Annotated in this window: 9 protein-coding genes; 3 read left to right on the forward strand and 6 right to left on the reverse strand. The window is 61.5% G+C overall.

Going from position 1 to position 12,379, the window contains the following annotated elements:
- Positions 1–39: 39 nt before the first annotated feature.
- The 6 genes from HX873_RS05180 to mreB form a co-directional block, all read right to left on the reverse strand.
- On the reverse strand, positions 40–3,855 hold the full coding sequence (locus HX873_RS05180) for a YhdP family protein (RefSeq protein WP_177122448.1): 3,816 nt from the start codon (positions 3,853–3,855) through the stop codon (positions 40–42).
- Positions 3,856–3,931: 76 nt separating this feature from the next.
- On the reverse strand, positions 3,932–5,389 hold the full coding sequence (gene rng, locus HX873_RS05185) for a ribonuclease G (RefSeq protein WP_003216085.1): 1,458 nt from the start codon (positions 5,387–5,389) through the stop codon (positions 3,932–3,934).
- A gap of 70 nt (positions 5,390–5,459) precedes the next feature.
- Entirely contained in the window at positions 5,460–6,056 is a 597-nt protein-coding gene (locus HX873_RS05190; protein ID WP_003216083.1) for a nucleoside triphosphate pyrophosphatase, read from the reverse strand.
- 50 nt (positions 6,057–6,106) lie between these two features.
- Positions 6,107–6,595, reverse strand: a complete 489-nt coding sequence (mreD, locus tag HX873_RS05195) for a rod shape-determining protein MreD (RefSeq protein ID WP_003216081.1) — start codon at positions 6,593–6,595, stop codon at positions 6,107–6,109.
- Positions 6,595–7,704 carry a rod shape-determining protein MreC gene (mreC, locus tag HX873_RS05200; RefSeq protein ID WP_080673268.1) on the reverse strand — a complete coding sequence of 370 codons (1,110 nt, stop codon included), beginning with the start codon at positions 7,702–7,704 and terminating at the stop codon, positions 6,595–6,597. Before mreC ends, mreD begins: the two co-directional genes overlap by 1 nt.
- 140 nt (positions 7,705–7,844) lie before the next feature.
- Positions 7,845–8,882, reverse strand: a complete 1,038-nt coding sequence (gene mreB / locus HX873_RS05205) for a rod shape-determining protein MreB (protein ID WP_002555108.1) — start codon at positions 8,880–8,882, stop codon at positions 7,845–7,847.
- Between the two features lie 210 nt (positions 8,883–9,092).
- Between mreB and gatC the strand changes: the two genes are divergently transcribed.
- Genes gatC through gatB form a run of 3 tightly spaced genes read left to right on the forward strand, consistent with a single transcriptional unit; the run spans position 9,093 to position 12,304 of the window.
- Positions 9,093–9,380, forward strand: a complete 288-nt coding sequence (gatC, locus tag HX873_RS05210) for an Asp-tRNA(Asn)/Glu-tRNA(Gln) amidotransferase subunit GatC (protein WP_003216077.1) — start codon at positions 9,093–9,095, stop codon at positions 9,378–9,380.
- 16 nt (positions 9,381–9,396) lie between these two features.
- Positions 9,397–10,848, forward strand: coding sequence for an Asp-tRNA(Asn)/Glu-tRNA(Gln) amidotransferase subunit GatA (gene gatA, locus HX873_RS05215; protein ID WP_177122449.1), 1,452 nt, complete (start codon positions 9,397–9,399; stop codon positions 10,846–10,848).
- Positions 10,849–10,858: 10 nt separating this feature from the next.
- Positions 10,859–12,304: an Asp-tRNA(Asn)/Glu-tRNA(Gln) amidotransferase subunit GatB gene (gene gatB, locus HX873_RS05220; RefSeq protein WP_003216073.1), complete on the forward strand. Its 1,446-nt coding sequence runs from the start codon at positions 10,859–10,861 to the stop codon at positions 12,302–12,304.
- The last annotated feature ends 75 nt before the right edge of the window (positions 12,305–12,379 follow it).

Consider the following 12,379-nt stretch of genomic DNA (forward strand, 5'->3'; position numbering starts at 1 on the left):
CTCCAGAAAAGGCATGCGGCCATGCTACTCCACAGGTACTCAGTTTGGCTTTTCAAATGGCTTGTCGAAGGTGATTTTCGGGTCCTTCCACGGGCCTTCTACCTTGTACTGCACGCTGGCGAAACGCGAAACACGGTCGCCAATCAGCTTGTCGATCAGGAACAGCGCCCCGCCAATGGCCGGCGCGCCGACGATCAATGCAGCAATCGGCAGGTTGTTGGTGACCGGCAGCGTCACCAGCAACTTGGCATCGACGCGATCAGCCACCAGGTCCAGGGTGCCGTTGATCTCCAGATTACTCGACGGGCCCGTCATGGTGATCGGCTCACGGGTTACAAACACGCCGTTACTGGCGGCCAGCAAGCCCTTGACCCGGTCATAACTCAAGCCCTTGCCAAGCAAGTCCGAGAAGTCCAGGCGCAGCCGGCGACCGATGGAGTTGAAGTTCAGCAAGCCAAACACCCGCAGGGCCTGCGCACCGCCGTCCACTTCAACAAACTGGCCTTTGCGGAAACTGGCGTCCAGGCTGCCGGAGAAACGCTTGGGACCTACCCAGGCCGGCGAACCCGGCCAGCGGCCGTCCACGTCCACGTGAAAATCTTCGCTGGTCACGCTCGGCGCAAATCCCCAGCCCTTGAGCACGTCGCCAATGTTCTTGCCATCGAGGCGGCCCTTGTACCAACTGCTGCTGGCACCGGGTGCACCTTCCCAACCGCCGGCGCCCTGGAGCACCATGCCCTTGAGCCCCAGGTTCAGGCTGTTGAACGCCATGCCCCTGGTGGTCGGGCGAACTTTCAGAGACCAGGCACCTACCAGGTCCGGGCCCTGGAACAACTGGGCAATCGAGATATCCAGCGCGGGAATATCCTTGGGATCAACATCAGCCAATGGGTCCGGCGCATTTTCATCCGCCTGCACGGTCGGATCCACCGCAGGCAGCTTCACGTATTGCAGGTTGACTGCAATCGGCGCGCCCTTGGCGTCCGGCAACCCCACGGTACCCTTGGCCTGCTGGCTGTCGAACTGCAAGCCCCAGGCAGCGGGTTTGCGGTCCAGCTGCAAGCTGACCTGGTCGAACTGGGTGCCGAAACCGGTCAGCTTGCCGACCTTGAAATCGGCCCCGCTCAACAACTGCTTGGCACTGCCACCCGGGTCGTTGCCGGCGTAGCGGTCCACGAGCTTTTTCCAGGGGTCGATATCCAGCTCCGACAACACGCCGCGGATTCGCAAGCCCTTGCCGGCCGGCAACACCGCATCGCCATCTCCCAGGAACAGCTCACCCCGGCCGTCGGCGAAATTGTCCGCCGGGGCGGCGAAGGTGAAGCTGCCCAACTCGCCATAATCGAACCAGTAACGGCGCTCCTTACCCTGCAAGGTCATGCGGAACACACTGTCGCGGCCCTGGCTCGCCGGCATGCCGAACGGCGCCGGCAGGTCCACGGCCACGCCCTTGAGATTGGAGCTGACCATCAACTGGCTGTCGGCGCCATCGAGGTTGAGCTGCAATTGGTAGGGGATATCGCCGGACACCGGCAACGGCTGGCTGACCTTCAGCCAGTCAGTCAGCCGCTTGACGGTCACCTGCCCTTTCGCGGTGACGCGGGTGTTGAGGTCGCCTGGCTTGCCATCGGCGAAAATCTGCGCGGTGATCGGTCGGTCGAAGGCCTGGGCGCTGATGTTCTGGCCACTCAGGCCCTTGGCGCTGTCGAAGCGGAAATCACCCTTGAGCTGGCTCAGGTCCAGCGTAGGCTCGGCCAGTTGCAGGCGGGACTTGTCGGTCTTGAAATCCACCACGATCTTGGGATCGGCGCCCTTGGCCAGGGGAATATCCAGGTCCAGCTTGCCTTGCAGGTCGCCCTCGCCTTTCCAGCCGGCGAAGGTCGAGGCGGTGCCGATCGGCGCTTCCTGAAGGATTTTCAGGCCATCGCCCAGGCCACCGGCAAAGTTGCCGGTGAGCAGCAGGTGGCTGTCCTTGCCTTCGGGGGCGTGGGGAATGTTGACGTAGATATCATTGACCTTGGTGTCGAGCAGCTGGCCCTTGCTGGCCAGGATGCGCACGCCGCTTTCCTCGACAAACACTTCACCCTTGACCTTGCTCACGTGCGGCCAGCCCGGCTGGAATGCCAGCTCGGCATCATGCACCTTGAAGAACAGGCTGATATTGCGCGAGGCAGGCAGTGCGTCGTGGTTCAGCGAGCCTTGGTACTGGAAGAAGCCCTCGTCCACTGCACCCTTGAGAATCGCAGTGCGCAGCCACTCATCGAGTGCCGGGCTCAACACCGCCGGCAGGTATTTGGGGGTGAAGCGCCCATCGCCGTCAACCATACCGACCCGCAGGTCCATGTAGTCTTCCTGGCTATGGTCGAAATGCAGGCGAATCAGGAAGTCGGCGGCGACCTTGCCCTCCTCGCCCAGCACCTTGATATACGGCGCGATCAGGGTGAAGCCTTCCTTGTCGAGCTTCCACGTCAGGCGGGCGTTGGCCTGGATGTACTGCCAGGGCTTGGCGAAGATCGGAAACAGGTGCAAGGAGAAATCCTTGCTGTCCATGCGCAGCTCACCCTTGCCCAGGTCACCGCTGATGCTGCCGCTGACATTGCGGGCGGCCGGCGCGCCGAAGTAAGCGTCGAAACCAATACGGTCGAGGTTGGCCGCGAAGCTCACGCGCTGGTCGGTGGTGTCTTGAGGCCGATAATCCAGCAACACGTTCCGCAGCGTGCCGGTGGCCTTCAGATGATCCAGGGTGGTGGCCACGGCTTCCGGCAAGGGTGCCAAGGCGTGCAGCAATGGCGTGATCGGCGTCAGGTCGAGGCGATCGGCCTGCAGGTTCCAGACTTCCTGGGCCTTGTCGGTGGCCAGGGTTTGCTGCAGTTGCAGGCGCGATTCCCAGCGGGTGTCGCCGAGGTTCATTGCGAGCGAGTCAAACAGCACCTTGAGGCCGCTGTCACTGCGTTGCAGGTACGCAGTGAGGGCCAGGTTCTCAATATGAGTCGGCTTGCGATCGGCATAGCTGCCCTTGAGCTGCGGGGCGTTGAGGCGCACGGCGGCGCTTTGCACGGTGCCCTTGGCCCAGGTCAGCCAGAATTCGCCGCCGGCCTTGAGTTCGGTAAGTTTCCATTGCTGGGTCAGTTTTGCCGGGATCCATTTTGCCCAGTCACTCTGGGGCAAGCTCAGGTAAGCCTCGGCTTCGCCGTCTTTCCACTGGCTGGCGCGGATTCGGGTGCGCAGGTTCAACGCCAGGGGCTGGCCGTCGGGCAGGGTCAGGCGCGCGTCCAGGCGCTGGCGGTTGGCGCCGGTCTGCAGGCTCACGCCGACATAGGTCAAGGTCAGCGGAGCCTGGTCGAACGGCTGCAGCGTCACCTGGCTGTCGAGCAATGAAACCTGCCCGACCATTTGCAGGCGCGTCAGCAGTTGTTCGGGATCCAGCGGCTGGTCATCCTGCACCGGCAGGCCTTGCAGCGCCCAGTGGCCGTCCTGGTCTTCCTTCACGCTGACTTGCAGGCCGCTGACTTCCAGGTGGGCAATGCGCACTTCACGCGCCAGCAGGCTGGCCCAGATATCCGGCACCACTTGCACCTGGTCCAGGCGCAGGGCGCTGCTGCCCTCGCCGACCATCACGTCGTGAGCCAACAATACCGGCGCGAAGCCACTCCAGCGCCCTTCCAGGCTGCCGATGTTCACGGGCATATCCAGCGCAATACGCGCCTTGGCCTCGATTTCGCCACGGTATTCCGCCACCAACGGCGTCAATTCACGGCCCAGGCTCACGTACACCGCCGCCAATACCAGCAGCAAGGCGCACAGGCCGAGGCCCCAGCGGGTCAATGCGGCAAAAAAGCGTATCAGACGCTCCATGTCAGGCGACCCTCAAAGGCAATAGTCGGACGGCAGATCAAGGCCTGCCCGTCTCGTTGATAAGAACTAACGCGAATCAGAGCAGCACCACGTCATATTGTTCCTGGGAATACATGGTTTCGACCTGGAAGCGAATGGTGCGCCCGATAAAACCCTCCAGCTCGGCTACGTTGCCGGATTCTTCATCCAGCAAACGGTCGACCACCTTCTGGTTAGCCAGGACTCTATAGCCCTCGGCCTGGTAGGCGCGTGCCTCCCGTAAGATTTCCCGGAAAATCTCGTAGCAAACCGTTTCCGGGGTCTTCAACTTACCGCGCCCCTGGCAACTGCTGCACGGCTCGCACAGCACTTGCTCGAGGCTTTCGCGGGTGCGCTTGCGGGTCATCTGCACCAGGCCCAGCTCGGTGATGCCGATGATGTTGGTCTTGGCGTGATCGCGCTCCAGTTGCTTCTCCAGGGTACGCAGCACCTGGCGCTGGTGCTCTTCGTCTTCCATGTCGATGAAGTCGATGATGATGATCCCGCCCAGGTTGCGCAGGCGCAGCTGGCGGGCGATCGCGGTGGCCGCTTCGAGGTTGGTCTTGAAGATGGTTTCTTCGAGATTGCGATGGCCCACAAAGGCACCGGTATTCACGTCGATAGTGCTCATGGCTTCCGCCGGGTCCACCACCAGGTAACCGCCGGACTTGAGCGGCACTTTGCGCTCAAGGGCTTTCTGGATTTCGTCTTCGACGCCATACAGGTCGAAAATCGGCCGCTCGCCCGGGTAATGCTCCAGGCGATCGGCGATTTCCGGCATCAGCTCGGCAACAAATTGCGTAGTGCGCTGGAAGGTTTCCCGCGAGTCGATGCGAATTTTCTCGATCTTCGGGCTGACCAGGTCGCGCAAGGTGCGCAGGGCCAGGCCGAGATCTTCGTAGATCACGCTGGGGGCGCCAATGGTCTTGATCTGCGCTCCGATCTGGTCCCAGAGGCGGCGCAGGTAGCGGATGTCCATGAGGATTTCATCGGCACCGGCACCTTCTGCGGCAGTACGCAGGATAAAGCCGCCGGCCTCCTTGATACCTTCCAGCGCCACGCAGTCACTGACCACCTTTTTCAGGCGCTCGCGCTCGGCTTCATCTTCGATTTTCAGGGAAATACCGACGTGGGCCGTGCGCGGCATGTACACCAGGTAGCGCGAAGGAATCGACAGTTGCGTGGTCAGCCGTGCGCCCTTTGAGCCAATCGGATCCTTGGTGACTTGCACCACCAGGCTCTGCCCTTCGTGCACCAGGGCGCTGATGCTTTCAACCGCAGGGCCTTCGCGCAGGGAGATTTCCGAAGCATGGATAAACGCAGCGCGGTCCAGGCCGATGTCGACGAACGCCGCTTGCATCCCCGGTAACACACGCACGACCTTGCCTTTATAAATATTGCCGACGATCCCGCGCTTTTGGGTGCGCTCGACGTGCACTTCTTGCAGAACACCGTTCTCTACCACCGCCACGCGCGATTCCATCGGCGTGATATTGATCAGAATCTCTTCACTCATGGCTGGGTCTCGTTCAGGCGTTTTCACAATAGTGACCGATCGCTTAAGGCTTGGCGCTGGAATACGGCGTTTAGCGCACGGTAAGGTTTTGCCAACAGGGTATGCCGAATTGGCCCAGCAGTTCTGCGGTTTCGCAGACCGGCAGGCCAACGACGGCAGAGTAGCTGCCATTGAGTCCGGCGACGAACACCGCCGCCAAGCCTTGGATAGCATAGCCGCCCGCTTTGTCCTGGGGCTCGCCGCTGTGCCAATAAGTGGTGGCTTCGTCCGCTGAAATCCTGCGAAAGCGCACACGACTGCTGACCAGCTGCGTTTCGCAACGCTGGCCGTCAATCAGGGCAATGGCCGTCAAGACTTCGTGTTCACGCTCGGAAAGGGCCAGCAACATGGCCAGGGCGTCGGCTTGATCCACGGGTTTACCGAGGATCCGGCCGTCGAGGATCACGGCTGTGTCCGCGCCCAGCACACAGGCGCCGGTGGCATCGGCCAAGGTCGCTCGACCGGCCGCAGCCTTGCCGCGCGCCAGGCGTTCTACGTAGGACGCGGGCGATTCATTTGTAAGGGGAGTTTCATCAATGGCGGCGCTGACGACGGTGAACGGCACGCCGATCTGTGTCAGCAGCTCACGCCGCCTCGGGGAGCCCGAGGCCAGATAAAGCGAATTCATGCAGACTCTCCCTGTAGGGTTCGATAACCAGGCAGAGCCTCGCGATCCATTCAATTGATTTTATAGCGACGACGCAATCCACGCAGGCCAAAACTGACCCAGGGCCACAACAGCGCGCTGACCAGCGCGGGCAACACCAGCGCCAGGGTCGGTTGGCGGTTGCCGGTCAAGGCGCTAAGCCACAGCTGTACCAACTGCGCCAGGCCGAAGATCACCAGGATCACCAGGCACTGTTGCCACATCGGGAACATCCGCAGGCGCTGCTGCAATGACAGCACCAGGAAGGTAATCAGGGTCAGGATCAACGCGTTCTGCCCGAGCAGGGTGCCGTAGAGCACATCCTCCATCAGCCCCAGGCACATGGCCGTGACCATCCCGACCTTGTGCGGCAGCGCCAGGGCCCAGAACGCCAGCAGCAAGGCGAGCCACAGCGGGCGCAGGATCTCCATGAATTGCGGCAGCGGCGAAACGCTGAGCAGCAAGCCGATGGCAAAGGTCAGCCAGACGATCCAGCCGTTACGCGAATGAGTACCGGCCATTATTCTTCCCTCTGCCGAGTGGTTGCCGGGGCCGCGGCCGGTGGTTTGGCGGCGGCGGGCGGTTTGGCAGCGGCAGGTGTTGCAGCCGCAGGCTTGGCCGGACGCGCGCTATGGGCCACAGGCTTGACCGGTGTCGCAACCGGCGCGGCTGGCGTTGCCGGAGCGGCTGCCGGGGCAGCAGGTGCCGCCGGTTTTGGCACGGTGGCCGGAATGATCGGCGCGGTGCCGTTTTGCTTGTCTTCCGCTTCCTGGGCCTGGGCGGCTTCGTTGGCACGCTCTTCCGGGGTGCGGTTGTCACTGAACACCAGCAACAGGTAACGGCTGCGGTTCAATGCGGCGGTCGGCACGGCACGCACAATGGCGAACGGCTGGCCGGAATCGTGGATCACTTCCTTGACCGTCGCGACCGGGTAGCCTGCCGGGAACCGCTGACCCAGGCCGGAGCTGACCAGCAGGTCGCCTTCCTTGATGTCGGCGGTGTCTGCGACGTGACGCAACTCCAGGCGTTCCGGGTTACCGGTACCGCTGGCAATCGCCCGCAGGCCGTTGCGGTTGACTTGCACCGGGATGCTGTGGGTCGTGTCGGTCAGCAACAGCACGCGGGAGGTATAAGGCATCAACTCCACCACCTGGCCCATCAAGCCACGGGCATCGAGCACCGGTTGGCCAAGGACTACGCCGTCGCGCTCACCCTTGTTGATGATGATGCGATGGGTGAAGGGGTTCGGATCCATACCGATCAACTCGGCCACTTCGACCTTCTCATTGACCAGCGCAGAGGAATTGAGCAACTCGCGCAGCCGAACGTTCTGCTCGGTGAGGGCCGCGAGCTTTTGCATGCGCCCCTGCAGCAGCAGGTTTTCGGTCTTGAGTTTTTCGTTCTCCGCCACCAGTTCGGTGCGGCTGCCAAATTGACTGGCGACACCCTGATAGAGACGCTGCGGCAGGTCAGTGATCCAGTACGTCTGCATCAGGACCAGCGACATCTGGCTACGCACTGGCTTGAGCAGTGTGAAGCGGGCATCGACCACCATCAGCGCAACCGATAGCACGACCAGCACCAACAGGCGCACGCCCAATGAGGGGCCTTTGGAAAAAAGCGGTTTAATAAGCCGCTCCTCCCAGGCAAATGTTTTCTTTATTCATACGGCATCAAACCGGCCTGGATGCAGATTGAAGAAGATAAACGCCAACAGGCAGCACTGCAAAGTGCTGCCTGTGAGCGAAACATGGGCAAACCAGCAAATTCTTATTCGCTGGAGAGCAGGTCCATGGTGTGTTTATCCATCATTTCCAGTGCACGGCCACCGCCGCGGGCGACGCAGGTCAACGGGTCTTCAGCAACGATCACTGGCAAACCGGTTTCCTGGGCCAGCAACTTGTCGAGGTCGCGCAGCAAGGCGCCACCACCGGTCAGTACCAGGCCACGCTCGGCGATATCGGAAGCCAGTTCCGGAGGCGATTGCTCCAGGGCGCTCTTCACCGCCTGAACGATGGTGGCCAGGGACTCTTGCAGAGCTTCCAGCACTTCATTGGAGTTCAGGGTGAAGGCACGTGGAACGCCTTCGGCCAGGTTGCGACCGCGAACATCGACTTCGCGAACTTCGCCGCCCGGGTAAGCGGTACCGATTTCCTGCTTGATGCGCTCGGCGGTGGATTCGCCGATCAGGCTGCCGTAGTTGCGACGCACGTAGGTGATGATCGCTTCGTCGAAGCGGTCGCCGCCAACCCGTACGGATTCGGCATACACCACACCATTGAGGGAGATCAGGGCGATTTCAGTGGTACCACCACCGATATCCACCACCATCGAACCGCGCGCTTCTTCAACCGGCAGGCCGGCACCGATCGCAGCGGCCATTGGCTCTTCAATCAGGAACACTTCACGGGCACCGGCGCCAAGGGCCGACTCACGGATGGCACGACGTTCCACCTGGGTGGATTTGCACGGAACGCAGATCAGCACACGAGGGCTGGGCTGCAGGAAACTGTTTTCGTGAACCTTGTTGATGAAGTACTGCAGCATCTTTTCGCAGACACTGAAGTCAGCAATCACGCCATCCTTCATCGGACGAATGGCAGCAATGTTGCCCGGTGTTCGGCCCAACATGCGCTTGGCCTCGGTGCCAACGGCAACGACACTTTTCTGATTACCATGGGTCCGAATGGCCACAACCGATGGCTCATTCAGGACGATACCGCGCTCGCGCACGTAAATAAGGGTGTTGGCAGTGCCCAGGTCGATGGAAAGATCGCTGGAAAACATGCCACGCAGTTTCTTGAACATGGGAAAGGGACCCTAGGCAACGCGTGGGTAAAAAAGTGCGGCAAACTCTAACAACGACAGGGATTTTGGGCAAGGCGCCAATGTGCTAAATTGGCCGACTTTCTGTGCACCAACCCCCACAATCGCGGCCATATGACCGTAGAAATGCGGTAGTGTTCCTACAATCTAACACACGGATAGCTTCCGTTCTGTTTTCCACTGGAGAATCCCATGGCGCTTGAACGCTCCGACGTGGAAAAAATCGCTCATTTGGCCTGCCTGGGCCTCAATGAAGCCGATCTTCCACAGACCACCGCAGCCCTGAACAGCATTCTCGGGCTGGTCGACCAAATGCAAGCCGTGAATACCGACGGCATCGAGCCCCTGGCTCACCCGCTGGAAGCCAGCCAGCGCCTGCGCGCCGACGTCGTGACCGAGCGCAATAATCGCGAGGCTTACCAGTCCATCGCGCCAGCGGTCGAAAACGGCCTGTACCTGGTTCCGAAAGTCATCGACTAAAGGGAAAGAGCCTGCAATGCATCAATTGACTCTGGCCGAGATCGCCCGCGGTCTCGCCGACAAAAAGTTTTCTTCCGAAGAGCTGACCACGACCCTGCTGGCGCGTATCGCCGAGCTGGACCCTAAGGTCAACAGCTTCATCAGCATCACCGAAGAGCTGGCCCTGAGCCAGGCCAAGGCCGCCGACACACGTCGCGCCAACGGTGAGAACGGCGCCCTGTTGGGTGCGCCGATTGCCCACAAGGACCTGTTCTGCACCCAGGGCATTCGCACCAGCTGCGGCTCGAAGATGCTCGACAATTTCAAGGCGCCCTACGACGCCACTGTGGTCGCCAAGCTGGCCGCTGCCGGGGCCGTGACCCTGGGCAAGACCAACATGGACGAATTCGCCATGGGCTCGGCCAACGAGTCGAGCCACTACGGCGCGGTGAAAAACCCGTGGAACCTCGAGCACGTGCCCGGCGGTTCGTCCGGTGGTTCGGCGGCCGCGGTTGCCGCTCGTCTGTTACCTGCCGCCACGGCCACCGACACTGGCGGCTCGATCCGCCAACCGGCCGCTTTCACCAACCTCACCGGTCTGAAACCGACCTACGGTCGCGTTTCCCGCTGGGGCATGATTGCCTACGCCTCCAGTCTCGACCAGGGCGGCCCCCTGGCACGCACCGCTGAAGACTGCGCAATTTTGTTACAAGGCATGGCAGGCTTCGATCCGCAGGACTCCACCAGCATTGATGAACCCGTGCCGGACTACAGCGCCAGCCTGAATACCTCGATCAAAGGCCTGCGCATCGGCGTGCCGAAAGAGTATTTCAGCGCCGGCCTCGACCCACGCATCGCCGAACTGGTGCACAACAGCGTCAAGGAGCTGGAAAAGCTCGGCGCCGTGATCAAGGAAATCAGCCTGCCGAACAACCAGCACGCGATTCCGGCCTACTACGTGATCGCGCCGGCAGAAGCGTCCTCCAACCTGTCGCGGTTCGACGGCGTGCGCTTCGGCTACCGCTGCGAAAACCCGAAAGACCTCACCGACCTGTACAAGCGCTCCCGTGGCGAAGGTTTCGGCGCGGAAGTACAACGCCGGATCATGGTCGGTGCCTACGCCCTGTCGGCCGGCTACTACGACGCGTACTACCTCAAGGCGCAAAAGATCCGTCGCCTGATCAAGAACGACTTCATGGCTGCCTTTAATGAAGTCGACGTGATCCTCGGCCCAACCACGCCGAACCCGGCCTGGAAGATCGGCGCCAAGACCGGCGACCCGATCGCCGAGTACCTGGAAGACCTGTACACCATCACCGCCAACCTCGCCGGTCTGCCGGGCTTGTCCATGCCTGCAGGTTTCGTCGATGGCTTGCCGGTGGGCGTGCAACTGCTCGCCCCGTATTTCCAGGAAGGCCGCCTGCTCAATGTGGCGCACCAGTACCAGTTGAACTCTGACTGGCACACTCGCACCCCTACCGGCTTCTGAGGAGAACACTATGCAATGGGAAGTCGTGATCGGGCTGGAGATTCATACCCAGCTCGCCACCCAATCGAAGATTTTCTCCGGTAGCGCCACCACGTTCGGCGCAGAACCCAACACCCAGGCCAGCCTGGTAGACCTGGGCATGCCCGGCGTGCTGCCGGTGCTGAACCAGGAAGCGGTGCGCATGGCGGTGATGTTCGGCCTCGCCATCGATGCCGAGATCGGCCAGCACAACGTGTTCGCCCGCAAGAACTACTTCTACCCGGACCTGCCCAAGGGCTACCAGATCAGCCAGATGGAATTGCCGATCGTCGGCAAGGGCTACCTGGACATCCCGCTGGAAGACGGCACCATCAAACGTGTCGGCGTGACCCGTGCGCACCTGGAAGAAGATGCCGGCAAGAGCCTGCATGAAGAATTCAACGGCGCCACCGGCATCGACCTGAACCGCGCCGGCACCCCGCTGCTGGAAATCGTTTCCGAGCCGGACATGCGCAGCGCCAAGGAAGCCGTGGCCTACGTCAAGACGATCCACGCGCTGGTGCGTTACCTCGGGATCTGCGACGGCAACATGGCCGAAGGCTCCCTGCGTTGCGACTGCAACGTGTCGGTGCGGCCAAAGGGCCAGGCCGAATACGGCACCCGCTGCGAGATCAAGAACGTCAACTCGTTCCGTTTCATCGAGAAGGCGATCAACACCGAAGTACGTCGCCAGATCGAGCTGATCGAAGACGGCGGCAAGGTGATCCAGCAGACCCGCCTGTACGACCCGAACAAAGACGAAACCCGCGCCATGCGCAGCAAGGAGGAAGCCAACGACTACCGTTACTTCCCCGATCCGGACCTGTTGCCGGTGGTCATCGAGGACTCGTTCCTGGCTGACGTGCGCGCCACGCTGCCGGAACTGCCACCGCAGAAACGCGAGCGTTTCCAGGCGCAGTTCGGGCTTTCGGTGTATGACGCAAGCGTGCTGGCGTCGAGCCGCGAGCAAGCCAACTACTTCGAAAAAGTCGTGAGCATTGCCGGCGACGCCAAACTGGCGGCCAACTGGGTGATGGTTGAGCTGGGCAGCCTGTTGAACAAACAGGGCCTGGAAATCGACGAAGCACCGGTGTCGGCAGAACAGTTGGGCGGCATGTTGCTGCGGATCAAGGACAACACCATCTCCGGCAAAATCGCCAAGACCGTGTTTGAAGCCATGGCCGCAGGCGAAGGCAACGCTGACGAGATCATCGAAAAGCGCGGCCTGAAGCAAGTCACCGACAGCGGCGCGATTTCGGCCGTGCTCGACGAGATGCTGGCAGCCAATGCCGAACAGGTTGAACAATACCGTGCTGCGGATGAAGCCAAGCGCGGCAAGATGTTCGGCTTCTTTGTCGGCCAGGCGATGAAAGCCTCCAAAGGCAAGGCCAACCCGCAACAGGTCAACGAACTGCTGAAAAGCAAACTCGAAGGCTAAACGCGGTGAAATGGTCGGAGCAGGACCTCACGTCCAACTCTGACCCCTTGTGGGAGCGGGCTTGTGTGGGAGCGG

The organism is Pseudomonas sp. P7758 (assembly GCF_013386485.1).
Classification (GTDB): Bacteria; Pseudomonadota; Gammaproteobacteria; order Pseudomonadales; family Pseudomonadaceae; genus Aquipseudomonas.